General features: G+C 68.4%; 22 protein-coding genes and 1 pseudogene. 20 read left to right on the top strand and 3 right to left on the bottom strand.

What is annotated here, in order from left to right; all coding sequences use genetic code 11:
- Nucleotides 1–49 precede the first annotated feature (49 nt).
- From ACZ5R1_RS13375 to ACZ5R1_RS13365, 3 genes are read left to right on the top strand one after another with little or no spacing between them, the layout of a single operon-like run.
- On the top strand, nucleotides 50–892 hold the full coding sequence (locus tag ACZ5R1_RS13375) for a MetQ/NlpA family ABC transporter substrate-binding protein (RefSeq protein ID WP_027597733.1): 843 nt from the start codon (nucleotides 50–52) through the stop codon (nucleotides 890–892).
- Complete coding sequence (locus ACZ5R1_RS13370; protein WP_042137666.1) at nucleotides 889–1,983, top strand: methionine ABC transporter ATP-binding protein; 1,095 nt, start codon at nucleotides 889–891, stop codon at nucleotides 1,981–1,983. Before ACZ5R1_RS13375 ends, ACZ5R1_RS13370 begins: the two co-directional genes overlap by 4 nt.
- On the top strand, nucleotides 1,976–2,629 hold the full coding sequence (locus ACZ5R1_RS13365) for a methionine ABC transporter permease (RefSeq protein ID WP_027597735.1): 654 nt from the start codon (nucleotides 1,976–1,978) through the stop codon (nucleotides 2,627–2,629). The genes ACZ5R1_RS13370 and ACZ5R1_RS13365 overlap by 8 nt, the downstream gene beginning before the upstream one ends.
- Before the next feature lie 173 nt (nucleotides 2,630–2,802).
- Here ACZ5R1_RS13365 and ACZ5R1_RS13360 read toward each other — a convergent pair whose 3' ends face one another.
- Nucleotides 2,803–3,816 carry a GntR family transcriptional regulator gene (locus tag ACZ5R1_RS13360; RefSeq protein ID WP_027597736.1) on the bottom strand — a complete coding sequence of 338 codons (1,014 nt, stop codon included), beginning with the start codon at nucleotides 3,814–3,816 and terminating at the stop codon, nucleotides 2,803–2,805.
- 286 nt (nucleotides 3,817–4,102) lie between these two features.
- On the opposite strand from ACZ5R1_RS13360, the gene ACZ5R1_RS13355 reads away from it, so the two are divergent.
- The 15 genes and pseudogenes from ACZ5R1_RS13355 to ACZ5R1_RS13285 all read left to right on the top strand — a co-directional run bounded on the left by ACZ5R1_RS13355 (nucleotide 4,103) and on the right by ACZ5R1_RS13285 (nucleotide 18,798).
- A complete protein-coding gene (locus ACZ5R1_RS13355) occupies nucleotides 4,103–5,458 on the top strand; it encodes an amidase (RefSeq protein ID WP_464712383.1) in 1,356 nt (451 codons plus the stop codon).
- 73 nt (nucleotides 5,459–5,531) lie between these two features.
- The gene (locus tag ACZ5R1_RS13350; protein WP_027601201.1) at nucleotides 5,532–6,413 is read left to right on the top strand and encodes a polysaccharide deacetylase family protein; all 882 of its coding nucleotides are present in this window, start codon (nucleotides 5,532–5,534) and stop codon (nucleotides 6,411–6,413) included.
- A gap of 25 nt (nucleotides 6,414–6,438) precedes the next feature.
- On the top strand, nucleotides 6,439–7,797 hold the full coding sequence (locus tag ACZ5R1_RS13345; RefSeq protein ID WP_464712382.1) for an MFS transporter: 1,359 nt from the start codon (nucleotides 6,439–6,441) through the stop codon (nucleotides 7,795–7,797).
- A gap of 11 nt (nucleotides 7,798–7,808) precedes the next feature.
- Entirely contained in the window at nucleotides 7,809–8,579 is a 771-nt protein-coding gene (locus ACZ5R1_RS13340; RefSeq protein WP_464712381.1) for an SDR family NAD(P)-dependent oxidoreductase, read from the top strand.
- 10 nt (nucleotides 8,580–8,589) lie between these two features.
- Entirely contained in the window at nucleotides 8,590–9,339 is a 750-nt protein-coding gene (locus ACZ5R1_RS13335; protein WP_058768334.1) for an SDR family NAD(P)-dependent oxidoreductase, read from the top strand.
- 9 nt (nucleotides 9,340–9,348) lie between these two features.
- A complete protein-coding gene (locus tag ACZ5R1_RS13330; RefSeq protein WP_027597742.1) occupies nucleotides 9,349–9,648 on the top strand; it encodes a hypothetical protein in 300 nt (99 codons plus the stop codon).
- A complete protein-coding gene (locus ACZ5R1_RS13325) occupies nucleotides 9,645–10,634 on the top strand; it encodes a CobW family GTP-binding protein (RefSeq protein WP_464712380.1) in 990 nt (329 codons plus the stop codon). Before ACZ5R1_RS13330 ends, ACZ5R1_RS13325 begins: the two co-directional genes overlap by 4 nt.
- On the top strand, nucleotides 10,631–11,815 hold the full coding sequence (locus ACZ5R1_RS13320; RefSeq protein ID WP_027601195.1) for an ABC transporter substrate-binding protein: 1,185 nt from the start codon (nucleotides 10,631–10,633) through the stop codon (nucleotides 11,813–11,815). Before ACZ5R1_RS13325 ends, ACZ5R1_RS13320 begins: the two co-directional genes overlap by 4 nt.
- A gap of 226 nt (nucleotides 11,816–12,041) precedes the next feature.
- Nucleotides 12,042–13,133 (top strand): dimethylsulfone monooxygenase SfnG, encoded by a 1,092-nt coding sequence (gene sfnG, locus ACZ5R1_RS13315; protein WP_144957413.1) that lies wholly within the window; start codon nucleotides 12,042–12,044, stop codon nucleotides 13,131–13,133.
- 15 nt (nucleotides 13,134–13,148) lie between these two features.
- Nucleotides 13,149–13,928: an ABC transporter ATP-binding protein gene (locus ACZ5R1_RS13310; RefSeq protein ID WP_464712379.1), complete on the top strand. Its 780-nt coding sequence runs from the start codon at nucleotides 13,149–13,151 to the stop codon at nucleotides 13,926–13,928.
- A gap of 170 nt (nucleotides 13,929–14,098) precedes the next feature.
- Nucleotides 14,099–14,980: a branched-chain amino acid ABC transporter permease gene (locus ACZ5R1_RS13305; RefSeq protein WP_464712378.1), complete on the top strand. Its 882-nt coding sequence runs from the start codon at nucleotides 14,099–14,101 to the stop codon at nucleotides 14,978–14,980.
- A gap of 10 nt (nucleotides 14,981–14,990) precedes the next feature.
- Nucleotides 14,991–16,037 (top strand): annotated as a pseudogene (locus ACZ5R1_RS13300) (branched-chain amino acid ABC transporter permease).
- 56 nt (nucleotides 16,038–16,093) lie between these two features.
- The gene (locus tag ACZ5R1_RS13295) at nucleotides 16,094–17,416 is read left to right on the top strand and encodes an ABC transporter substrate-binding protein (protein ID WP_027597748.1); all 1,323 of its coding nucleotides are present in this window, start codon (nucleotides 16,094–16,096) and stop codon (nucleotides 17,414–17,416) included.
- Nucleotides 17,417–17,419: 3 nt separating this feature from the next.
- Nucleotides 17,420–18,166 (top strand): ABC transporter ATP-binding protein, encoded by a 747-nt coding sequence (locus ACZ5R1_RS13290; RefSeq protein WP_284671577.1) that lies wholly within the window; start codon nucleotides 17,420–17,422, stop codon nucleotides 18,164–18,166.
- A gap of 29 nt (nucleotides 18,167–18,195) precedes the next feature.
- Nucleotides 18,196–18,798 carry a class I SAM-dependent methyltransferase gene (locus ACZ5R1_RS13285; protein WP_027597749.1) on the top strand — a complete coding sequence of 201 codons (603 nt, stop codon included), beginning with the start codon at nucleotides 18,196–18,198 and terminating at the stop codon, nucleotides 18,796–18,798.
- Nucleotides 18,799–18,837: 39 nt separating this feature from the next.
- On the opposite strand, the gene ACZ5R1_RS13280 is transcribed toward ACZ5R1_RS13285, so the two are convergent.
- A complete protein-coding gene (locus ACZ5R1_RS13280) occupies nucleotides 18,838–19,623 on the bottom strand; it encodes a MetQ/NlpA family ABC transporter substrate-binding protein (RefSeq protein WP_464712377.1) in 786 nt (261 codons plus the stop codon).
- Nucleotides 19,624–19,640: 17 nt separating this feature from the next.
- Nucleotides 19,641–21,008: an LLM class flavin-dependent oxidoreductase gene (locus tag ACZ5R1_RS13275; protein ID WP_464712376.1), complete on the bottom strand. Its 1,368-nt coding sequence runs from the start codon at nucleotides 21,006–21,008 to the stop codon at nucleotides 19,641–19,643.
- Nucleotides 21,009–21,267: 259 nt separating this feature from the next.
- Here ACZ5R1_RS13275 and ACZ5R1_RS13270 point away from each other — a divergent pair, with 259 nt between their 5' ends.
- Nucleotides 21,268–22,251 (top strand): aliphatic sulfonate ABC transporter substrate-binding protein, encoded by a 984-nt coding sequence (locus ACZ5R1_RS13270; RefSeq protein ID WP_074584490.1) that lies wholly within the window; start codon nucleotides 21,268–21,270, stop codon nucleotides 22,249–22,251.
- Between the two features lie 17 nt (nucleotides 22,252–22,268).
- Nucleotides 22,269–23,267: an aliphatic sulfonate ABC transporter substrate-binding protein gene (locus tag ACZ5R1_RS13265; RefSeq protein ID WP_464712375.1), complete on the top strand. Its 999-nt coding sequence runs from the start codon at nucleotides 22,269–22,271 to the stop codon at nucleotides 23,265–23,267.
- Nucleotides 23,268–23,274: the final 7 nt, after the last annotated feature.

Here is a 23,274-nt window from a genome sequence, read left to right as displayed (position 1 = left end):
CGGGTTCCACCGGACCACCGGACGAGCCCTCGACATCTCGAGGTCTCCCATGGCTATTCCTCCACTTTTCCAGCGCCTCGGGCTGCTCCTGGCGAGCACCACCCTGGCGCTGTCCGCCCAGGCCGCCGAGCCGCAGAAGATCCGCCTCGGCATCAACGACAGTCCGCAGAACGCCGCCCTGGAGCGCGCCGCCGAGGTGGCGCGGGAGCGGGGTGTGGAGGTGGAAATCGTCGCCTTCAGTGACTGGAACACGCCGAATCTGGCGCTCGCCCACGGCGACATCGACGTCAACTACTTCCAGCATCAACCCTTCCTGGAAAACGCCAATGCCCAGAACGGCTACGGCCTGGTGCCCATCGCCTATGGCGTGGAAAACAAGGTCGGTCTCTATTCCAAACGGGTGAAGAGCTTCGCCGAGGTGCCGGACGGCGCCACCGTGGCGGTGGCCGACGATCCGGTCAACCAGGGCCGCGGGCTGCACCTCTATGCCCGGGCCGGCCTGATCCAGCTCAAGCCCGGTACCGGGCCCAAGGCCAGCCTGCAGGACATCGTCGCCAATCCGCGCCACCTGAAATTCATCGAACTGCCCGGTCCGCAACTGGCGCGGGTGCTGGACGACGTGACCCTGGCGCAAAGCTATCCCTCGCACATCCTCGCCGCCGGCACCACGGATCCCAACAGCGCCCTGCTGTTCAGCGACGACGAGGCCAGCGGTCACCTCTATGCCCTGAGATTCGTGACCAAGCCGGACAAGGCCGATGACCCGGCGATCCGCACCTTCATCCAGGTGTTCCAGAACGATCCGCGGGTGCGCGAGGCCATCGCCCAGGCCTATGGCAATCCGCAGCTGTACAGCCTGGCCTGGCTGAACCGGCAGGAGGCCGCCCGATGAGCAATGCACTACTCAGAACCGCACCGGCGCCGCCGCCCGCCGAACCCCAGGCCGCTCCCGCGCGCGAGCATCTACGCCTGAGCGGCGTGCAAAAGATCTACACCGGCGGCGCGCTGCCGGTGACCGCCCTGGCGGACATCGACCTCAGCATCGCCCGTGGCGAGATCTTCGGCATCATCGGTCGCAGTGGCGCCGGCAAGTCCAGTCTGATTCGCACCCTCAATCGCCTGGAAGACGTCAGCGCCGGTCAGGTCCTGGTCGACGGCGTCGACATCGGCACCCTGAAGGGGGATCGCCTGGTGGCGCTGCGGCGGCGCATCGGCATGATCTTCCAGCACTTCAATCTGCTGGCCTCGCAGACGGTGCTGGAGAATCTGGCCTTGCCGCTGAAGGCCGCCGGCTTTCGCCGCGACGAGATCGAAGCCCGGGCGCGGGAACTGCTCGAGCTGGTCGGGTTGCAGGGCAAGGAACAGGTCTATCCCTCGCGGCTGTCCGGGGGCCAGAAGCAGCGGGTGGGCATCGCCCGCGCGCTGATGCTGAGGCCCGAGCTGCTGCTCTGCGACGAGGCCACCTCGGCGCTGGATCCGGAGACCACCCAGTCGATCCTGGCGCTGTTGCAGGACATCAATCGCCGCCTGGGACTGACCATCGTGCTCATCACCCACGAGATGGCGGTGATCCGCCAGATCTGCGACCGGGTGGTGGTGCTGGAACACGGCCGCATCGTCGAACAGGGCCCGGTGTGGCAGCTGTTCGGCGCGCCCCAGGCCGAAGCCACCCGGGCGCTGCTGGCACCCCTGGCGGCGCAGCTGCCGGCGGATCTGGCCAGGCGGCTCGGTGCCACCCGGCAACCGGGTGCCCGCGCGGTGCTGGAACTCAGCTACGACGGCCAGGGCGTGGAGCCCGACTTCCAGGCGCTGGGCCAGGCCCTCGGCGCACCGGTCGAACTGCTGCATGGCGGTATCGACCGTATCCAGGGCCACGCCCTGGGCCGCCTGCTGGTGGCGACCGCGGCACCGGAGCGGCGGCTGGCAGGCTTCCTGACCCAGACCGGGTTGTTCGCCCGGGCGGAGGTGCTGGGCTATGTCTGACTTCATGCTCAAGGCGCTGTGGAAGGCCTTTCTCGATACCCTGACCATGGTCAGCGTGTCGGCGGCCATCGTCTGGTTCGCCGGCATCGCCCTGGCAGTGGTGCTGGTCACCACCGGGCGCGGCGCCATCTTTGCCGCGCCCACCCTCAACCGGGTGCTGGGCACCCTGATCAACGCCTTTCGCGCCACGCCCTTCATCATCCTGCTGGTGGCCCTGATCCCGCTGACGCGGCTGATCACCGGGACCACCATCGGCGTCTGGGCGGCGGTGGTACCCATCACCCTCAGCGCCACGCCGTTCTTTGCCCGGATCGCCGAGGTCAGCCTGCGCGAGGTCGGCGGTGGGGTGATAGAAGCGGCCCAGGCGCTGGGCTGCGAGCGGCGCCACATCGTCTTCAACGTGCTCCTGCCGGAGGCGCTACCCGGCATCATCGGCGGCTTCACCGTGACCCTGGTGGCCATGATCGGCGCCTCGGCCATGGCCGGTGCCATAGGCGCAGGGGGTCTCGGCGACCTGGCGATCCGCTATGGCTACCAGCGCTACGACACCCAGGTGATGGCCGTGGTGATCGTCATCCTGGTGGTGCTGGTGTGCGGCATCCAGTTCATCGGCGACCGCTACGTGCGGCACCTGCGGGCACGCTAGTGTGGTGTTTCAGACGTTCGCGCAAGAGTTGGCGAGTGATTTTTGGCGGTTCGGCGTTCCGAGCTGGCTAGGCGCCGCGACGAGTCATAGCAGGGCTATGGCGAGGAGTGGGAACGCCGCCGGGGCCTAAAAAGCGCCGCCAAAATTGTGCAGATAACGTCTGAAACACCACACTAGCTGAGGCGCTCCAGGTAGGCCGGCAATTCCGGATCGGGCAATACCGAGAGCACCTTGAGCCGCTGCAGGGTGCGATCGCGGCCGCGCAGGAGGTGATTGCGCAACTGGCTGGCCGCCGAGTCCGGACTGCCTACCAGCAGGGATTCCAGCACCAGGCGATGCTCCACCAGCACCGCCTCGTCCAGCGGCGTGCCGAGCGACTGGTGGAAGATGCGCGAGACGTTCAGTGGACTCTGGCTGTGGGCGATCAGCTGGGCCAGCTTGCGATTGCGCAGGCCGGCCAGGCACCGCCCATGCAGATCCGCCTCGATGCGCTCCACCGCCGCCCAGGAGGTGGGGGCAGGGTGGGCGGCCAGTTGCTCCAGCCGTTCCAGCATCGCCAGCAGCTCGCTACGCGCCAGACCCGGCGCGGTCTGTAACAGCGCCTCGGGTTCCAGCAGGGCGCGGATCTCGTAGTCGTCGCGGATGGCCTGGGCGGTGAGCGGACCGGCCAGCCACTGGCCATAGGGTTCCTTTTCCACCAGGCCGCGGTCACGCAGGCGCATCAGGGCTTCGCGCACCACGGCGCGGCTGACGCCCAGGTGGTCAGCCGCCCGTTGCTCGTCCAGCCGGAAATGGCCAAAGAGCAGGGCGTGGCTGACACAGGCGGCGATCTCGTCGCCGACGCGCTCGCCCAGGGAGCGCGTATCGATCAGGTCATCGCTGCTGTCCAGCCCGAGCAATTGGCGGGTCAGTGGCTGGCGCTGCGGCTCGCCCGCGGTGCCGGCCGGATCGATCAGATAGCCGCGCCCCTCGAAGCGGCGGATCAGGCCTTCCTCCTGCAACAGCGTCAGCGCCTGGCGCACCGGCACCCGGCTGGTGCCGAACAGTTGCGCCAGCGGCGCCTCGACCAGCACCAGCCCTGGCGCCGCGCGACCGGCCAGGATGGCTTCGCGCAGCGCACTGCGGATCATCGCGTAGCGCGCGGCGGTACGACTGTCATCGAGGGGGGCGGGGACTGCTGCCGACATCGGGGACCTTCCGGAAACGAGATGAGAATTGTGGCACAGGCCTACGGCCTTTCGCGCGTTACCGGCTGGGCCAGGTGCACGCACGGTAACGGGGCAGGCGTTACGGTTCTGCACAAAAATGGATCTATTTAATTTAAGTACATTTTATAGGGTGATACCGGGAAAAGGCCCAGGCGACCGCTAGAGGTCAGCGTTTCGAGTCTGCGGCGTCCTGTTTTTTCAAGCTGGCACAAAGCCTGCTCTGTTAAACGTACCAAATTATAAAATGTACGTTTAAGGAGCGCCGATGGAACCCGCCCACGCCCTGTCCCTGGATGCCGTCGCGCTTGGCGAGGCCTATGCCGCCGGCACCCTCGATCCGGTCGCGGTCTTCGAGGCGGCACTGGCGCGCGCCCAGGCATCCTCGGCCGTATTCATCACCCTGACCGCCGAGCGCGGACGCGCCGAAGCCCTGGCGGCGCGCGAGCGCTGGCAGGCCGGGCAGCCGCGGTCGCCGCTGGATGGGGTGCCGCTGGCCTGGAAGGACCTGTTCGACCTGCAGGGCGAGGTCACCACCTGCGGCGCCGAACTGCGCCGCCTGGCGCCACCGGCCACCACCGATGCCGTGCTGGTGCAGCGCCTGAGCCAGGCCGGCCTGGTCAGTCTGGGCAAGGTCAATCTCAGCGAATTCGCCTATTCCGGCGTCGGGTCGAATCCCCATTTCGGCACGCCCGCCAATCCCCGGGCGCAGGGCGAGGTGCGCATACCGGGGGGCTCTTCCTCGGGTTCGGCGGTGGCCGTCGCCGCCGACATCGTGCCCCTGGCGTTCGGTACCGACACCGCCGGTTCGGTGCGCCTGCCGGCCGCCCTCAATGGACTGGTGGGGTATCGGCCCAGCCTGGGGCGCTATCCGGCGACCGGGATCTTTCCACTGGCCGCGTCTTATGACGTACCGGGTCCGCTGGCGCGCAGCCTGCGCGATGTGCAGTGCCTGGATCGCCTGCTGACGGGCGCGGCTGCCCGCCCGTTGCCGGCGCCAACGGAACTGCGGGTGGTGCTGGACCTCAGCGTGCTGGACGACGCCCGGGTGGAGCCGGCGGTGCGGGCCAATCTGCTGGCCGCTGCCGAGCGGCTGGCCCGCGGCGGAGTGAACGTCGAGCGCCGCGCCCGCACGGTCTTTGCCGAGGCCCTGGACGTTCTTGCCGCAGAAGGTTGGCCAGGGGCCCTGGAAGCCTTCGCCCTGCACCGCGAAGTGCTCGACGGTCCCGCGGCCGAACGCCTGGATCCGCGGGTGCGGCAGCGCCTGGAGCGAGCGCGGGCCTTGCCCGAGGGTCACCTGGCGGTCCTGCATGAACGCCGCGACCGATTGCGGGCAGGCTTTGCCGCCGAATTCGCCGAGGCGCTGCTGCTGGTGCCGACGGTCGGCCGGGTGGCGCCGCCGCTGGCCCCTCTGGAAGCCGACGCCGACCTCTTCGCCGCCACCAATCTGGAGCTGCTGCGCCTGACCATGGCCGGCAGCCTGCTCGGCGCGCCGGGTGTCTCGCTACCCAGCGGTCGCGATGCCCAGGGCCTGCCCACCGGGCTGTTGCTGGTGGCCCCCGCCGCCGCGGACGAACGCCTGCTCGATGCCGCCACGGCCGTGGAAGCCCTGGTCAGCGCCTGAATTCAAGCGGCGGTGGCGGGGGCCCGGCTCCGCCATCGACCTGGCTTTCTTCCGGGTACTGGAGAGTGCAACGATGGCCAAAGAAATCTTCGTTTCCATCGGCGTCGACGTCGACGCGGTGGCGGGCTGGCTCGGTTCCTACGGCGGCGAGGATTCGCCCGATGACATCTCCCGCGGCCTGTTCGCTGGCGAGGTGGGGTCGCCCCGACTGCTCAAGCTGTTCGAGCGCTACGGCCTCAAGACCACCTGGTTCATTCCGGGCCATTCGGTGGAGACCTTTCCCGAGCAGATGCAGGCGGTGGCCGCGGCAGGCCACGAGATCGGTATCCATGGCTACAGCCACGAGAATCCCATCGCCATGACCCCCGAGCAGGAGGAGGCGGTGCTGGATCGGTCCATCGAGCTGATCACCGCCCTGGCCGGCAAGCGGCCCACCGGCTATGTCGCGCCCTGGTGGGAATTCAGCCGGGTGACCAACGAGCTGCTGCTGAAGAAGGGCATCAAGTACGACCACAGCCTGATGCACAACGACTTCTCGCCCTACTACGTGAGGGTCGGCGACAACTGGACCAAGATCGACTACAGCCAGCAGCCCGAGAGCTGGATGAAGCCGCTGGTGCGCGGCCAGGAAACCGATCTGGTGGAGATTCCGGCCAACTGGTACCTCGACGACCTGCCGCCGATGATGTTCATCAAGAAGGCGCCCAACAGCCACGGCTTCGTCAATCCGCGCCATCTGGAAGAGATGTGGCGCGACCAGTTCGACTGGGTCTATCGCGAGCTGGACTACGCCGTCTTCCCCATCACCATCCACCCCGATGTCTCGGGGCGGCCGCAGGTGCTGCTGATGCTCGAACGCCTGATCGAGCATATCCAGGGTCACGCCGGGGTGCGCTTCGCCACCATGGACGAGATCGCCGACGACTTCCTGCGGCGCCAGCCGCGCCAGCGCTAAGCGCCCAGCCCACAGGTACAGGATCATGACCCTCCCTGCCGCCTCTTCGCTCCACCCGGAAACCCCCACGGCTGCCTGGAAACCGCAGCCGCTGTCTTCCGCTGATGTCCGCTACGCCACCTGGATCGCCTTCTTCGCCTGGGTGTTCGCCGTCTACGACTTCATCCTGTTCGGCACCCTGCTGCCGGTGATGGGTGGGCACTTCAACTGGAGCGAAGCCGAGCAGGCCGAACTCGCCACCTGGGTAGCCCTGGGCGGGGCCATCATCGCCTTCGCCATCGGCCCGCTGGTGGACCGGATCGGTCGCCGCGGCGGCATCATCGTCACCATCGGCGGCACCGCCCTGTGCTCGGCACTGACCGCGCTGTGCGCCGGCATGGGCAAGGTGTCGCTGGTGCTGGTGCGTTCGGTGGCCGGCCTGGGCTATGCGGAGGAGGGGGTCAACGCCACCTACCTGACCGAGGTCTATGCCGCCTCGGACGATCCGCGGTTGATCCGCCGCCGCGGCTTCATCTACAGCCTGGTGCAGAGTGGCTGGCCGATCGGCGCGCTGATCGCCGCGGGCCTCACCGCCTTGCTGCTGCCACATATCGGCTGGCAGGGCTGCTTCGTGTTCGCCGCCGTGCCGGCCTTCGTCATCGCCGTGCTGGCGCGCAAGCTCAAGGAAAGCCCGCAATTCCAGGTGCATGCCCGGATCCAGCGCCTGCGCCGCGAAGGCCAGGAGCAGGACGCCCGCAGCCTGGCGCGGGAATACGGCGTGGACTACGAAGAGCACGCCAAGGCCGGCGTGGCCATGGCCTTCAAGGGCCAGGCCCTGCGACCGACCCTGGTGCTGAGCCTGGCCATCCTGCTCAACTGGTCGGCGATCCAGGTGTTCAGCGTGCTGGGGACCTCGGTGATCGTCAGCGTGCACAAGCTCAGCTTCGAGAATTCGCTGTGGATCCTGGTGCTGTCCAACGCCGTCGGCTTCATCGGCTACCTGTTCCATGGCTGGCTGGGCGATCGCATCGGTCGGCGCAACACCGTGGCCCTCGGCTGGATGTGTGGCGGCCTGGCCTTCTTCGCCATGCTGCAGGCGCCCAGCCAGCTGGTACCGGTGGTGGCGCTCTACAGCCTGGGACTGTTCTTTCTCACCGGACCCTATTCGGCCATGTTGTTCTTCATGGGCGAAAGCTTCCCCACCAGCATCCGCGCCACCGGTGGCGCCATCGTCCACGCCATGGGGCCGCTCGGCGCCATCCTCGCCGGCCTCGGCATCACCAGCGTGCTCGGCAGCGGTGGCCAGTGGCACAGCGCCGCGCTCTGGTTCGGGGCGCTGCCGTGCTTTCTCTCCGGCCTGGTGATGTGGGCCGCGCGCCACGTCGAACCCACCAGTCTCAAATAACAGGAGCCTCCATGACAGCTCATACCTCTCCCGTCGCCCTGATCACCGGTGCCGCCAGCGGCATCGGCCAGGCCCTGGCCGTGGCCTATGCCCAGCGGGGCGTGCGGGTGGTCGGTGGCTACTATCCCGGCGATCCCCATGACCCGGAAGAGACTCGCCAGAAGGTGATTTCAGCGGGGGGCGACTGCCTGCTCGAACCCCTGGACGTCCGCGACAGCGCCTCGGTGGACGCCCTGGCCGATGCCGCCCTGGCGCACTTCGGCCGCCTCGACTACGGCGTAGCCAATGCCGGTCTCCTGCGCGCCGCGCCGCTGCTGGAAATGAGCGACGCGCGCTGGCAGGAGATGCTCGACGTCGACCTCACCGGGGTCATGCGCACCTTTCGCGCCGCCGCGCGGCACCTGGGGGAGGGCGGGGCCCTGGTGGCCATCTCCTCCATCGCCGGTGGCGTCTACGGCTGGCAGGACCATGCCCACTACGCCGCGGCCAAGGCCGGGGTGCCCGGGCTGTGCCGCTCGCTGGCCGTCGAACTGGCGCCACGGGGCATCCGCTGCAACGCGGTGATCCCCGGGTTGATCGAGACGCCCCAGTCGCTGGACGCCAAGAACTCCCTGGGGCCGGAGGGCCTGGCCAAGGCCGCCCGCAGCATTCCCCTGGGGCGGGTCGGCAAACCCGAGGAGGTAGCGGCGCTGGTGCGTTTCCTGACCAGCCCCGAAGCCAGCTACATCACCGGCCAGAGTCTGATCGTCGATGGCGGTCTCACCGTCCGCTGGCCCGATTGAGGAGCAGAACATGTTCGAGCTGACAGACCGCCGCGCCCTGGTGACCGGCGCGGCCAGCGGCATCGGCGCCGCCATCGCCCGCAGCTATGCCGCTGCGGGGGCGCGCCTGGTGCTGGCCGACCGCGACAGCGAGCGCCTGGCGCAGGTGGCCGCGGAATGCCGCGCCCTGGGGGCCGTGGTGACCGAGACCGTCGCCGACGTCGGCGAGCCGGAGGGTGCCTGGGCCGGAGTGGACGCCTGCGTGGCGGCCCATGGCGGCATCGACATCCTGGTCAACAATGCCGGGATGCTGACCCAGGCGCCCTGCGTCGACCTGACCCTGGCGCAGTGGAACGACATGCTGCGCGTCGACCTTACCAGTGTCTTTCTCGCCAGCCAGCGCGCCCTGCCGTTCATGCAGGCGCAGCGCTGGGGACGCATCATCAACGTCGCTTCCCAGCTCGGCATCAAGGGCGGCGCCGAACTCTGCCACTATGCCGCGGCCAAGGCCGGGGTGATCGGCTTCACCAAGTCGCTGGCGCTGGAAGTGGGCCGCGACAACGTGCTGGTCAACGCCATCGCCCCCGGACCCATCGAGACCCCACTGGTGGACGGCATCAGCGCCGACTGGAAGGCGGCCAAGGCCCGCGAATTGCCGCTGGGCCGCTTCGGCCGGGCGGAGGAGGTGGCGCCGGTGGCGCTGCTGCTGGCCAGCGATCCGGGGGGCAACCTCTTCGTCGGCCAGACCCTGGGCCCCAATTCCGGCGACGTCATGCCCTAGGAGGTAGCCATGTGCGGACTGTGCGGCCTGCTCGGGCCGGATCTCCACTGGAGCGATCCGCTGGGCGACGACCTGCCCCGGCGGCGCGAGCGCCTGCGCCGGGTCGCCGCCATCAACCGGGTGGTGGCGCCGTTCCGGCTGACGGTGAGCGACGTCCAGGGCGCCTCCTACCTGATCCAGGGACCGACCGGGCGCCAGGCCCTGGCGGAAGGGCTGGACGACCTCTGGCGCCAGGCCGAAGCGGTGCTGGGACGACCGCTCGATCCCCTGGATCCGCGGGTGCTGGCGCCGCTGGAGGGAGTGTCTTGAGCCTCGCCATCAATGTCATCACCGGTTTTCTCGGCAGCGGCAAGACCACCCTGCTGCGCCGCTTGCTGGCCCAGGAGGCCCTGGGCGAGACGGCGCTGCTGATCAACGAATTCGGCGAGGTCGGCATCGACCACCTGCTGGTGGAAGAGGTGGCCCCGGACACCGTGCTGCTGCCCAGCGGCTGCGTCTGCTGCTCGGTGCGCGGCGATCTGAAGGCGGCGCTGCTGACCCTGCACGGGCGGCGCAGTCGCGGCGAGATACCGGCCTTTCGCCGGGTACTGCTGGAGACCACCGGCCTGGCCGATCCGGGGCCGATCCTGGCCACCCTCAATCTCGATCCCCAGTTGCGCGGACGCTTCCACTTGGGCTTGCTGGTGACCGTGGTGGACGCCGAGCACGCCGCCTTGCAGGAAGGGCTGCACCCGGAGTGGCTCAACCAGGTCACCGCAGCCGACCGGCTGTTGCTGAGCAAGGCTGACCGGGTCGCGCCTGCCGTGCTGGAGCGGCTGGATCGGCATCTGGCCCAGCTCAATCCCACCGCCACCCGCGCCCTGGCGGCGGCGGTGGCCAGCGGCGATGACCTGTTGCTGGGCGAGGGCCTGCGCGCCGCCGATCCGGCGGCCGAGGTCGGTCGCTGGCGCCTGTTCGCCGCGGTCGCCGAAGGCCGCCACGGCAGCGCCGAGGTCTGCTGCCTGGAGTTCGACCGGCCGCTGGACTGGATGGCCTTCGGGGTGTGGCTGTCGATGCTGCTAAGATGCCACGGGCAACGCATCCTGCGAGTCAAGGGTATCCTCGACGTGATCGACGCCAGCCAACCCATCGTCATCCACGGCGTGCAGCACAGCCTGCATCCGCCGGTGCACCTGCCGGCCTGGCCGGCGGGCGAACGCCGCTCGCGGCTGGTGTTCATCGTCCGCGACCTGGACACCGCGTTGCTCAGGCGCTCCTTCGCCGCCTTCATGGGCGGCCTGGGACGGGCCGCATGAGCACGCCGCTGACCTTGCGGGTGCTGGGCACCTCGGTGACCCTGCTCGAGCCCATCCGCCAGCGGGCGGAGGCGGAACTGGGCATCCGCCTGGTCTACCAGATCCACGACGTCCAGACCGCCCAGCGCATCGCGGTGCTGGAGCCGGGCAGCTACGACCTCTATGACCAGTGGTTCCACAACGTCGACTTCGTCTGGCCGGCGCGGGCGATCCAGCCCATCGACATCCGCCGCATCGCGCTCTGGGAAGAGATCAACGACCTGCCCAAGCGCGGCCGGCTGCATGCCACGGATCGCCTGGCGCCCGGCTGCCGGCCGTGCGACCGCCTCTATGTGCAGCACGACGGCAGCCTCGGCGGCCAGCCCAGCGAGCGCATCAGCATGCTGCCGCTGACCCACAACGCCGACAGCTTCGCCTATCGCCCGGAAAGCCTGCCTGCCGCCCTGGCGGGTCAACAGGAGAGCTGGGCCTGGCTGATCGACGAAGGCTGGTGCGGCCATAGCGCCCTGCAGAGCGACGCCGCCATCGGCGCGCTGGACGCCGCCCTGGCGATCCAGGCCGCCGGCCTCGCCCGGTTCGACGACATCGGCAACCTGCGCCTGGAGGAGATCGACCGCCTGGCCGAGTTGCTGGTGGAGCGCCAGCGCCATCGGCACTTCGCGGCGTTCTGGTCCGACGACCGCAGCGCCGGCGAGCTGACCCTGGCCGCCGGGGTGGACATCCAGAGTCTCTGGTCGCCCATGCTCATGGCGCTGCACCGGGCGGGGGTGGATTACCGGGTGGCGGTCCCGCGCGAGGGCTATCGCGCCTGGTTCGGCGGTCTGTCGCTGTCGCGCTGCGCGGAGGGCCGGGTACGCGACGCCGCCTATGCCTACCTCAACTGGTGGCTGGCCGGCTGGCCCGGCGCGGTGATGGCGCGCCAGGGCTTCTATATCGCCAATCCGGTGCGGGCGCGGGATCACCTCAGCGCCGCCGAATGGGACTTCTGGTACGGCGGCCTGCCGGCCCGGGAAGAACTCGCCGGCAGCGACGGCCTGCCGCTGATCGAGGTGGGTCAGCGGCGCGAAGGGGGTTCCTATGCCCAGCGCATGGGCCATATCGGCGTGTGGAATTCGGTGATGGACGAGCACAACTACCTGGTGCGGCGCTGGAGCGAATTCCTGCGCACCACGGCGGCCTGAGGCGACGGTTTCCAGGCGAGAAGGGCGTGCCAGACGCCTCGCTGCGCTGTTGCCCAGGGAACAGCGACTGGACAGCTGCCCTTGGCGCTACAACGGAAATCGTCTTACGTCTTATCGCAACTCATTGATTGACAACGCTTTTTAGACTTGGTTCGGTTCTTGATTGAAGGCTCAGGGTCACTGTTTCGCTCGCCCTCGCGGCGAGCCCAACCCGGAGAGCCTTTGCATGTCGCAGAACCCCGTCAAATTCGCCTATTGGGTCCCCAACGTCAGCGGCGGCCTGGTGGTCAGCACCATCGAGCAGCGCACCCACTGGGGCATCGACTACAACCGCAAGCTGGCCCAGCTCGCCGAGCAGGCCGGCTTCGACTACGCCCTGACGCAGATCCGTTTCACCGCCGGTTACGGCGCTGAATACCAGCATGAATCGGTGGCCTTCAGCCATGCGCTGCTGGCCGCCACCGAGCGTCTCAAGGTGATCGCCGCCATCCTGCCCGGCCCCTGGAATCCGGCGCTGGCGGCCAAGCAGCTGGCGACCATCGACCAGCTCACCAATGGCCGGGTCGCCATCAACCTGGTGTCCGGCTGGTTCAAGGGCGAATTCCACGGCATCGGCGAGCCCTGGCTCGACCACGACGAGCGCTATCGGCGTTCCGAGGAGTTCATCCGCGCCCTCAAGGGCATCTGGACCCAGGACAACTTCAGCTTCGCCGGTGACTTCTATCGCTTCCGCAACTACACCCTGAAACCCAAGCCGCTGCAGCAGCCGCACCCGGAGATCTTCCAGGGCGGCAGCTCCCGGGCCGCGCGGGACATGGCGGCGCGGGTCTCCGACTGGTACTTCACCAACGGCAACACCCCCGAGGGCATCCGCGCCCAGGTCGAGGACCTGCGCGCCAAGGCCGCGGCGAACGGCCACACGATCAAGGTCGGCGTCAACGCCTTCGTCATCGCCCGGGACACCGAAGCCGAGGCCCGCGCGGTGCTCGACGAGATCATCGCCAAGGCCAACCCGGAGGCGGTCCAGGCCTTCGGCCACGAGGCGCGCAATGCCGGCGCGGCTAGTCCGGAGGGCGAGGGCAACTGGGCCAAGTCCAGCTTCGAGGATCTGGTGCAGTACAACGACGGCTTCAAGACCAACCTGATCGGCACCCCCGAGCAGATCGCCGAGCGCATCGTCGCCCTCAAGGCGGTGGGCGTGGACCTGGTGCTGGCGGGCTTCCTGCACTTCCAGGAAGAGGTGGAGTACTTCGGCAAGCGGGTGCTGCCGCTGGTGCGCGACCTCGAAGCCCGGGCCGCGGCCCAGGCGGCGGCCTAGGCCATGGATGCGGCTGTGGCCAAGCCATCGCCGGTGCTGCTGGAGGTCAGCGACCTGGCGCTGGCCTTTGGCGGGGTCACGGCCTTCGCCGAGGTCGGCTTCCAGGTTCGCGAAGGCGAGATCTGCGCCCTGATCGGGCCCAATGGCGCCGGCAAGAGTTCCTTGCTCAACGTGATCAACGGCCTCTACCGACCGCAGCGGGGCAGGGTGCAATTGGCCGGCAGCAGCGCGGCGCTGCGCCGCCCGCAGACAGCGGCGCGGGCCGGGGTCGCGCGTACCTTCCAGAATCTGGCCTTGTTCAAGGGCATGAGCGTGCTGGACAACGTGCTCACCGGGCGCGGCCGCCATCGGCGCGCCTCCTGGCTGGAACAGACGCTGGGCCTGGGCCGCGCGCCGGCCGAAGAGCGGGTGCAGCGGGCGGTGGCCGAGTGGGCGCTGGACTTCCTGCACCTGGGCCCCTGGCGCGACGTCCCGGTGGGCAGCCTGCCCTATGGGCTGCAGAAGCGCGTGGAGCTGGCCCGGGCACTGGCGGCTGAGCCGCGGCTGCTGCTGCTGGACGAACCCATGGCCGGGATGAACGCCGCTGAGAAGCGCGAGCTGAGCGGCTACATCCGGGCCATCAACCGCGAGCGCGGCGTCACCGTGGTGCTGATCGAGCACGACATCCAGGTGGTGATGCAGCTGGCGGATCACGTAGTGGTACTGGACTACGGCCGGCTCATCGCCGATGGCGCACCCGCCGCGGTGCGCAACGACCCGGCGGTGATCGCCGCCTATCTCGGGACCCGTCACTAGAAGTTGTTGACGATCTGCTGCGCGTCGGCCAACCGGCGTTGGAAAGACCTTCGGAATGCTCATTTACCAGTCGTAAACTCCGCTTCCTCAGGCCTTTCCGCCTTGTTTGGCTCTAGCTCGCGAGATCGTAAACAGCTTCTAAGGACACTGAACGCCTCAGGGAGAAAACCATGGCGTTTTTCTTGGAAGTCTTGCTTGGCGGCCTGCTCGCCGGGGTGATGTATGCCCTGGTGGCGCTGGGCTTCGTGCTCATCTACCGCGCTTCGGGCGTCTTCAATTTCGCCCAGGGCGCCATGCTGCTGTTCGCCGCCCTGACCTACGTCAGCCTGGTGGAGCGCGGCCTGCCCGGTTGGCTGGCACTGCTGGTCACGGTGGGCGTCATGATCCTGCTGGCGGTGGTGGTGGAGCGCACGGTGCTGCGGCCGCTGGTGAATCGCTCGCCGCTGGTGCTGTTCATGGCCACCCTGGGCCTGGCCTATTTCATCGAGGGCGCCGCCCAGGCGCTGTGGGGCGCCCAGGTGCACGGCCTGGACCTGGGTATCGAGGACCGTCCGCTGGAGCTGGGCGAGCTGCTGCTGTCGAGCTTCGACCTGTTTGCCGCGGCGGTGGCGGCGGTGCTGGTGATCGGACTGTCGCTGCTGTTCGAGCGCACCCGCCTGGGCATCTCGCTGCGCGCCGTGGCCGATGATCCCCTGGCGGCCCAGGCGGTGGGTATCCGTCTGCCGCGCATCTGGGCGCTGGTCTGGGCGGTGGCCGGTTGCGTCGGCCTGGTGGCGGGCATGCTCTGGGGCGCACGGCTGGGGGTGCAGTTCTCGCTGTCGCTGATCGTGCTCAAGGCGCTGCCGGTGTTGATCATCGGCGGCTTCTCCTCGGTCACCGGGGCCATCGTCGGCGGCCTGCTGATCGGCGCCAGCGAAAAACTCGCCGAGGTCTATCTCGGCCCTCTAATCGGCGGTGGTCTGGAGAACTGGTTTCCCTATGCCTTCGCCCTGGTATTCCTGCTGATTCGACCGGTCGGCCTGTTCGGCGAACCCGTGGTCGAGCGCGTCTAGAGGACCTTCCATGAGCACTTCCCTCGACGCCCTGACGGCGCGTCCGCTGGCCTCCCGTGCACCCGCTGTGCGACCCGCGCGCCTGGCGTTGGCCGCCTTCCTGATGCTGGCTTTTGGCGTGCTGCCCTGGGTCGGCAGCGACTATCTGTTCAATGCCCTGCTGATTCCCTTCCTGGTACTGGCCCTGGCCGGGCTAGGACTGAACCTGCTCACCGGCTATGCCGGGCAGCTGTCGCTGGGTTCGGCCGCCTTCATGGCGGTCGGCGCCTTCGCCACCTACAACCTGCAGGTACGCCTGGGCTGGCCCCTGCCGCTGTGCCTGTTCGCCGGCGGCCTGCTGGCGGCCCTGGTGTCCCTGCTGTTCGGCCTGCCCAGCCTGAGGATCCGTGGCTTCTACCTGATCGTCTCCAGCCTGGCGGCGCAGTTCTTCGTCCTCTGGGCCCTGACCCGCTTCGACTGGTTTTCCCATGGCAGCGCCTCGGGGGTGATCAGTGCGCCGCCGCTGGTGCTGCTGGGCCAGGATTTCGGCGGGCCGCTGGGTCGCTACCTGGCCACCCTGCTAGTGGTCCTGGTGCTATTCGCCTTCGCCGCGCGACTGGTGCACGGCGAACTCGGCCGTACCTGGATGGCGGTGCGCGACCGGGAAACCGCCGCTGCGGTGATGGGCCTGTCGGTGGTGCGGGCCAAGCTGCTGGCCTTCGCCCTGAGCGGCTTCTACCTCGGCATCGCCGGGGCGCTCTGGGCCTTTACCTACCTGGGCACCGTGGAGCCCCACGGCTTCGACTTGAGTCGCTCCTTCCAGATCCTCTTCATCGTCATCCTCGGCGGACTCGGCAGCCTGGCCGGCAGCCTCTATGGCGCGGCCTTCATGGTGCTGTTTCCGCTGCTGCTCTCCAACCTGGCCGGCTGGCTACCCGCCGACCTCATCGCCGCCGGCCAGCTGTAGAACCTGCAGAAGATGGCCTTCGGCGCCCTGATCATCCTGGTGCTGATCAAGGAACCCGAGGGCCTGACCCGCCTCGCCACCCGCGGCTGGCAACGCCTGCACCGCGCCTGATCCCCTTCGCCGGCGGCCAGGCTCGCCGGCCCAACACCCCCACAAGGAAAGTCCCCATGCTCAAACGTCATCTGCTCGGCAGCCTCGTCCTGGCCCTGGGCCTCACCTCCCTCGGCCCGGTCCAGGCCGCCGGCGAGCAATACTTCCCGCTGCAGAGCTATCGCGTCGGCCCCTATGCCGCCGGCGGCACCGGCTTCTTCGGTGGCTTCATCGACTACATGAAATACGTCAACGCCAATGGCGGGGTGAATGGCGTCAAGCTGGTGTGGAGCGAGTGCGAGACCGAGTACATCGTCGAGAAGGGCGTGGAGTGCTACGAGCGCCTGAAGAACGGCCATGACGGCGCGCCCGCCGCTGCCACCAATCCGCTGTCGGTGGGCATCGCCTATGCCACCCTGGAGCGCTCCACCGCCGATCACCTGCCGCTGATCACCATCAACCACGGCCGTACCGATTCCACCGATGGCAGCGTCTTCCCCTATGTTTTCCCGCTGCAGCTCAACCCCTATTCGGAGGTCTCGGCCATCCTCAACTGGATAGGCCAGCAGGGCGGTGGGGTCGACAGCCTCAAGGGCAAGAAGATCGTCACCCTCTACCACGGCTCGCCCTACGGCAAGGAGACCAACGAGGTCCTGCAGAAACTGGCGGATCGCTATGGCTTCGAGCTGACCCTGCTGGAGGTGCCGCACCCGGGTAACGAGCAGCAGTCCCAGTGGCTCAACATCCGCCGCCTCAAGCCCGACTGGGTGATCCTGCGTGGCTGGGGGGTGATGAACCCGGTGGCTATCAAGACCGCGCAGAAAGTCGGCTTCCCGGTTGACCACATCATCGGCAACATCTGGAGCAACTCCGAGGAAGACGTGCGTCCGGCTGGCGCGGCGGCCAAGGGCTTCCTGGCCATCACCACCCACCCTTCGGGCACCGCCTTCCCGGTGCTGCAGGGCATCGAACGCGACGTGGTGGCCAAGGGGCAGAGCGACCTGGCCGATCCCAAGCGTTTCGGCACCGTCTACTACAACCTCGGCGTGGTCAACGGCATCCTCAATGTCGAGGCCTTGCGCCTGGCCCAGGCCAAGTATGGCGACAAGCCCCTCAGCGGCGAGCAGGTGCGCTGGGGCTTCGAACACCTGAAGCTGGACGACGCCCGCCTGCAGGCCCTGGGCGCCAAGGGACTGGTGCAGCCGCTCACGCTTTCCTGCGCCGACCACGAAGGCGGCGGCGCCATCCGCATCCAGCAGTGGGATGGCGAGCAGTGGCAACTGGTGAGCGACTGGGTGCAGGCCGATCGCGCCTTCCTGCGGCCCATCATCGAGGCCTCGGCCCGGCAGTACGCCAAGGAAAAGGGCATAACCCCCCGTGATTGCAGCAAGGAGAGCTGACCCATGACGACCACCCCCTTGCTGGCGGTCGAAGCCATCGAAGTCCGTTACGACGGCGCCATCCTCGCCGTCGATGGCGTCAGTCTGGAGGTCGGCCAGGGCCAGATCGTGGCCTTGCTGGGCGCCAATGGCGCCGGCAAGAGCACCACCCTCAAGGCCCTCTCGGGGCTGCTCGGCGCCGCTCGCGGCGCCCTGGTCCGCGGCGCCATCCGCTACGAGGGGCGGGACCTCGCGGGCCAGTCGGCCGATGCCCGGGTCCGTGCCGGACTGGTCCAGGTGCTGGAAGGGCGCCACTGTTTCGGGCGACTCAGCGTGGAGGAAAATCTGCTCAGCGGCGGTTTCGTCCGCCGCCTCGGGCGCGCCGCGCAGCGTGAGGAACTGGAGCGCATCTATGCCTGGTTTCCCCGCCTGGCCGGCAAGCGCCGGCAGCTGGCGGGTCTGACCTCGGGCGGCGAGCAGCAGATGATCGCCCTGGGTCGTGCACTCATGGCGCGGCCCCGCCTGCTGCTGCTGGACGAACCCTCCATGGGCCTGGCGCCGCTGCTGGTGGAGGAGATCTTCGCAAGCGTCGCCCGGCTCAACCGCGAGGAGGGCCTGAGCGTGCTGATGGCCGAGCAGAACAGCGCCAACGCCCTCGACTACGCCCACCAGGCTTTCGTGCTGGAAAGCGGGCGGGTGGTGCAGTCCGGCGTGCCCGGCATGGGTCTGACGCACGAGACGGTGCAGGCGGCCTACCTGGGGGTGGGCTAAGCTCCCGGAACGACCAGGGAGCCCACGCCATGAACAAGACCTCCTACAACGCCATCGCCGACAGCTTTCGCCAGGCCCGCGTCAGCCTCAGGGACGACGAGCGTCGCTACCTGGAGGTGCTCCTGGAAAAGCTCGAACCCGGCGCCACCCTGCTCGATCTGGGCTGCGGCACCGGCACGCCGGTCGCCGCCGCCATCCTCGCCCAGGGGCATCGCGTGCTCGGGGTCGATCAGGCGGCCGCCATGCTGGCCCATGCGCGGCGGGAATTTCCCAAGCAGCGCTGGATCGAGGCGCGGCTGGAAACCTATGCCTGCGCCGAACCCTACCAGGGCGCGCTGCTGTGGGATGCGCTGTTCCATCTGGAGCGCCGCTGGCACGCGACGCTCCTGGCGCGGGTGATCGCCGGGCTTCCGCAAGGGGGGCGGCTGATGTTGACGGCGGGCGGCTCGGCGGCGGATGCCTTCGTCGATACCATGTTCGACCAGCCGTTCTTCTATGACTCCCATCCGCCCGAGGAACTGCGCGCCCTACTGCTGGGGCAGGGCGTGCGCATCCTCATCGACGAATTCATGGACCTGCCCGACGGCGGGCGCAACCGTGGACGCTGCGCCTTCGTCGTGGAGAAGCTCTGACGCTCCAGGTGCCGTTCTCGCCAACAGAATGGGCGCCAGTCAGTCCTTCCAGCCCGGCTGGTAGAGGGTGCCGTGGGCCTGGTCCAGGGCGGCGCGGACCTTGGGCGAGTGCTGATAGAGATCAATCAGCTTGGCCAGGCGCGGATCGTCCTTGTTGTCCGGGCGGGCGACGAACTGGATGACGTACTCGGGGTGGTCGAGGCCATCGAAGAGCAGGGCCTGGTTGGGGTCGATGGTCTTGGCCAGGCGCAGGTAGTGCGGATAGCCCTGGGCCACGTCGGCGTCGTCCAGCGAGCGGGCCAGCTGCACGGCTTCCAGTTCGACGATCTGGATGTCGCGCGGATTGCCGGTGATGTCCGCCAGGGTGGCGTGGTAGCCGACGCCGGGCTTGAGGGTGATGAAGCCGGCCTTCTCCAGCAGCAACAGGCCACGGCCGCCATTGATGGCATCGTTGGCGATGGCCACCCGCGCGCCCTTGGGGACCTCGGCCAGGGTGCGGTACTTCTTCGAATAGAGCCCGACGTTGTTGATGATCCCCGGCGCCACCGCTACCAGGTCATAGCCGGCGGTGCGCTTGGCGTTCTCCAGGAAGGGGATGTGCTGGTAGTAGTTGGCGTCGATGTCGTGGTTGGCGAGGCTGGTGTTGGGGGCGATCCAGTCGCTGAATTCGACGATCTCCACGTCCACCCCGGCGGCCTTGGCCTCCTGCACCGCGACCTCCAGCGGCGGGGCGAAGGCGGCGGTGGTGCCGATCTTGAGCGGCGCGGCCAGGGCTGCGGTGCTGAAGAGGCCGAGGGCGAAGAGCAGGGGCTTGAGGCGGGTCATGGGGCGTCCTTGAAGGGTCAGGCCTGGCGGAAACGGCTGCCGAAATGGCGGGTGTCGAGGTGGTCGCCTCGGCCGAACAGCTTGTGTCTGAAGCTGCCGTCGGCATAGGCGGTCTTGTAGCGACCCCGGCTCTGCAACTCCGGGATCACCAGATCGATGAAGTCGCCGTAGCACTCGGGGGTGACGGTGCGCGCCAGGTTGAAGCCGTCCAGCCCGGTTTCGTCGATCCAGCCGAGCAGGGCATCGGCCACCTGCCCGGGATCGCCGACCAGGGCGGTGTAGCGGCCACCGAGGGCGTGCTGCTCCAGCAGCTTGCGGCGGGTCCAGCCGGCGTCCTTGGCCACCAGGCGCTTGAGCGCCGATTCGATGGCCTCGGTCCGTTGCGGGCGGATAGGTTCGTCGAGGCCATAGGCGGCGAGGTCTATGCCCACCGAGGCCGAATGGTGGGCGACGCCGGCCTCGGGACTGGCATAGCTCAGGTATTCGGCGTGCTTGTCGCGGGCTTCGGCAGCGGTGGGGGCGACGATCACCGTGAGCCCCATGAACAGCTTGACGTCATCCGCGCGGCGGCCGGCGGCCACTGCCGCGCCCCGCACCCGCTCGACCTGGGCGCGGGTGGCGGCCTGGTCCTGCCCGGAGATGAACACGCATTCGGCATGGCGCCCGGCAAAGGCCAGGCCGCGGTCCGAGGAGCCGGCCTGGAACAATACCGGGGTGCGTTGCCGCGAGGGCTCGCAGAGGTGATAGCCCTCGACGTCGAAGAATTCGCCATGGTGCGCGACCTTGCGCACCCGCTCGGGGCGGGCATAGATCCGCTGGACGCGATCGCGGACCACGGCGTCGTCGCCCCAGCTGCCTTCGAGCAGCTTGTAGAGCACTTCCAGGTATTCGTCGGCCTGGTCGTAGCGACGGTCGTGGGCGATCTGCCGGTCCAAACCCATGGCGCGGGCGGCGCTGTCCAGGTAGCCGGTGACGATGTTCCAGCCAACTCGGCCTTCGCTCAGGTGATCCAGGGTGGAGAGGCGGCGGGCGAAGGGATAGGGCGGCTCGTAGGTGAGGTTGGCGGTGAGGCCAAAACCCAGGTGCCGGGTGCTGGCAGCCATGGCCGAGACCAGCAGGAAGGGGTCGTTGACCGGCAGCTGGATGGATTCGCGCAGGGTCAGGTCGACATTGCCGCCGTAGACGTCGTAGACGCCCAGGATGTCGGCGATGAACAGCCCATCGAACAGCCCGCGTTCCAGCAGCTGGGCCAGCTCGGTCCAGTAGCCGAGGGTGTGATAGCGGCTGGAGGTGTCACGCGGATGGGTCCAGAGGCCATGGTTGATATGGCCCACGGTGTTCATGTTGAAGGCGTTGAGCAGCACCTGCTTGGCGGGAGCGGTCATGGGGCGGGCGCCCCCATGGGGATAAGAGTCCGGAGCACAGCCATGGGATCCTCGGGTTCAAGGCGAAAGGAGAGATCCGGTGGTCCGGTGGTTATACGTTAGCTTTCAGATAGACCAGGCTTTAAATAGCCTTTCGGAATAACGTTAGGGCTGTCTTGGTACGGCAGTCGCCTCTAACCAAATTCCAAATCGGTATTAATCTGACCTTTGCTTATTCCTTATCGTGGCGGCCATTCATTCGCCGCTCGCTGAGGCATTCATGGCCGCTATCCGCTATTCGTTCCGCGCAGGTCTCCGCCGCGGGCTGCTCGCCCTGGGTCTGCTGGGCCTCGCCTGCGCCGCCCAGGCCGATACCAGCCTGCGTATCGGCTACCAGAAATCCTCCACCCTGCTGGTGCTGCTCAAGGAGCAAGGCACCCTGGAGCGGGATCTGGCAGCCAAGGGCATCACCGTCAGCTGGCATGAGTTCTCCAGCGGCCTGCCGCTGCTGGAATCTCTCAACGTCGGCAATGTGGATCTCTCCGCCGACGTCGCCGATACCGTGCCGGTGTTCGCCCAGGCGGCGGGCGCCAAGCTCACCTATTTCGCCCGGGAAACGCCATCGCCCCAGGCCCAGGCCATCCTGGTTCCGGAGGGCTCGCCGCTGCACACCCTCGCCGATCTCAAGGGCAAGCGCATCGCCGTGACCAAGGCCGCCGGTAGCCACTACCTGCTGATCGCCGCCCTGCAGAAGGCAGGGCTGACCTTCGCCGACATCCAGCCGGCCTATCTCACCCCGGCGGACGGTCGTGCCGCCCTGGAGAATGGCAAGGTGGATGCCTGGGTGACCTGGGAGCCCTTCGTCGCCAGCGCCCAGCGCCAGCAGCACGTTCGCATCCTCGCCTCGGGCGAGGGCCTGGCCAGCTACCAGCGCTACTACCTGGCCGCCACGCCCTATGCCCAGGCTCATCCCGAGGTGCTGGGCCTGGTGTTCGCCGAGCTGCAGCGCACGGGGCAGTGGGTGAAGCAACACCCCGCCGAGGCGGCACGGATTCTCGGTCCGCAGTGGGGTCGCCTGGACGAGGCTACCGTCGAGCTGGCCAACGGCCGCCGCACCTACGATGTCCAGCCGGTCAGCCGCGCCGCCCTCGGCGAGCAGCAGCGCATCGCCGATGCCTTCCATGCGGCCAAGCTGCTACCCACTGCCGTGGACGCCAGCGCCGTGGACCTCTGGACCCCCAGCGCCCCCCTGACCTCCCGCTAGTCGACAAGGAACTCGAGATGCACAAGACCACGCTACGCTGGGCCGCCGGCCTGGCCCTGCTCGGCAGCGCGCTGCTGGCGCAGGCCGCACCGCCCAAGGAAGTCCGCCTGGACTACGCCTACTACGCCCCCACCAGCCTGGTGCTCAAGGGGCAGGGCCTGCTGGAAAAGCGCCTTGGCGAGCAGGGCATCGCCGTGCGCTGGGTGTTCAGCCAGGGCAGCAATCGCTCGCTGGAATACCTCAACAGCGGCAGCACCGATTTCGCCTCCACCGCGGGGCTCGCAGCGCTGCTCAGCCGCGCCAATGGCGCCCCGATCGAAACCCTCTATCTCGCCAGTCGCCCGGAATGGACCGCGCTGGTGGTGCCCAAGGATTCGCCGCTCAAGTCCCTGGCCGATCTCAAGGGCAAGAAGATCGCCGCGACCAAGGGCACCGATCCCTATCTGTTCCTGCTGCGCAGCCTGCGCGAGGCGGGCCTGAAGAAGGGCGACGTGGACATCGTCCATCTCCAGCACCCGGACGGTCGCGCCGCCCTGGAGCGCGGCCAGGTGGATGCCTGGGCCGGGCTCGATCCGCACATGGCCGCCAGCGAATTGCAGGCGGGCTCGCGCCTGCTCTATCGCAATCTCGACTTCAACAGCTATGGCGTGCTGAGCACCACCGAGGCCTTCGCCAAGGCCCAGCCGGAGCTGGTCAAGGCGGTGCTGGGCGCCTATGAGGACGCGCGCCACTGGACCCTGGCCCATCCCCAGGAGACCGCCGAGTTGCTGGCCAAGGCGTCCGGCCTGCCGCTGGAAGTCGCCCAGCGCCAGCTCGCCCGTACCGATTTCAGCCAGCCGCTGCCCGGTCCGCAATTCGTCGCCGCGCTCAAGGGCGCCGCGCCGCTGCTGGCTGAGGAAGGTCTGGTACGCCCCGGCGTGGACGCTGTCGCGGCGGTCGATGCCCTGGTCCAGCCCGCGCTGGCCCAGGCGGTGATCAAGGCCGAACCCGCCGTGGCCAAGGCGACCGCGCCGTGAGTGATGA

This window comes from Pseudomonas sp. Pso3, from assembly GCF_055393275.1.
Note: the sequence above shows the minus strand (reverse complement) of the source record. Positions and strands in the feature narration are given on the sequence as shown.

What these genes read in the sequence shown, in the direction of transcription:
- ACZ5R1_RS13375 (WP_027597733.1), top strand. Translation starts at nt 50, where the DNA reads ATGGCTATTCCTCCACTTTTCCAGCGCCTCGGGCTGCTCCTGGCGAGC.
- ACZ5R1_RS13370 (WP_042137666.1), top strand. Translation starts at nt 889, where the DNA reads ATGAGCAATGCACTACTCAGAACCGCACCGGCGCCGCCGCCCGCCGAA.
- ACZ5R1_RS13365 (WP_027597735.1), top strand. Translation starts at nt 1,976, where the DNA reads ATGTCTGACTTCATGCTCAAGGCGCTGTGGAAGGCCTTTCTCGATACC.
- ACZ5R1_RS13360 (WP_027597736.1), bottom strand. Translation starts at nt 3,816, where the DNA reads ATGTCGGCAGCAGTCCCCGCCCCCCTCGATGACAGTCGTACCGCCGCG.
- ACZ5R1_RS13355 (WP_464712383.1), top strand. Translation starts at nt 4,103, where the DNA reads ATGGAACCCGCCCACGCCCTGTCCCTGGATGCCGTCGCGCTTGGCGAG.
- ACZ5R1_RS13350 (WP_027601201.1), top strand. Translation starts at nt 5,532, where the DNA reads ATGGCCAAAGAAATCTTCGTTTCCATCGGCGTCGACGTCGACGCGGTG.
- ACZ5R1_RS13345 (WP_464712382.1), top strand. Translation starts at nt 6,439, where the DNA reads ATGACCCTCCCTGCCGCCTCTTCGCTCCACCCGGAAACCCCCACGGCT.
- ACZ5R1_RS13340 (WP_464712381.1), top strand. Translation starts at nt 7,809, where the DNA reads ATGACAGCTCATACCTCTCCCGTCGCCCTGATCACCGGTGCCGCCAGC.
- ACZ5R1_RS13335 (WP_058768334.1), top strand. Translation starts at nt 8,590, where the DNA reads ATGTTCGAGCTGACAGACCGCCGCGCCCTGGTGACCGGCGCGGCCAGC.
- ACZ5R1_RS13330 (WP_027597742.1), top strand. Translation starts at nt 9,349, where the DNA reads ATGTGCGGACTGTGCGGCCTGCTCGGGCCGGATCTCCACTGGAGCGAT.
- ACZ5R1_RS13320 (WP_027601195.1), top strand. Translation starts at nt 10,631, where the DNA reads ATGAGCACGCCGCTGACCTTGCGGGTGCTGGGCACCTCGGTGACCCTG.
- sfnG (WP_144957413.1), top strand. Translation starts at nt 12,042, where the DNA reads ATGTCGCAGAACCCCGTCAAATTCGCCTATTGGGTCCCCAACGTCAGC.
- ACZ5R1_RS13305 (WP_464712378.1), top strand. Translation starts at nt 14,099, where the DNA reads ATGGCGTTTTTCTTGGAAGTCTTGCTTGGCGGCCTGCTCGCCGGGGTG.
- ACZ5R1_RS13295 (WP_027597748.1), top strand. Translation starts at nt 16,094, where the DNA reads ATGCTCAAACGTCATCTGCTCGGCAGCCTCGTCCTGGCCCTGGGCCTC.
- ACZ5R1_RS13290 (WP_284671577.1), top strand. Translation starts at nt 17,420, where the DNA reads ATGACGACCACCCCCTTGCTGGCGGTCGAAGCCATCGAAGTCCGTTAC.
- ACZ5R1_RS13285 (WP_027597749.1), top strand. Translation starts at nt 18,196, where the DNA reads ATGAACAAGACCTCCTACAACGCCATCGCCGACAGCTTTCGCCAGGCC.
- ACZ5R1_RS13280 (WP_464712377.1), bottom strand. Translation starts at nt 19,623, where the DNA reads ATGACCCGCCTCAAGCCCCTGCTCTTCGCCCTCGGCCTCTTCAGCACC.
- ACZ5R1_RS13275 (WP_464712376.1), bottom strand. Translation starts at nt 21,008, where the DNA reads ATGACCGCTCCCGCCAAGCAGGTGCTGCTCAACGCCTTCAACATGAAC.
- ACZ5R1_RS13270 (WP_074584490.1), top strand. Translation starts at nt 21,268, where the DNA reads ATGGCCGCTATCCGCTATTCGTTCCGCGCAGGTCTCCGCCGCGGGCTG.
- ACZ5R1_RS13265 (WP_464712375.1), top strand. Translation starts at nt 22,269, where the DNA reads ATGCACAAGACCACGCTACGCTGGGCCGCCGGCCTGGCCCTGCTCGGC.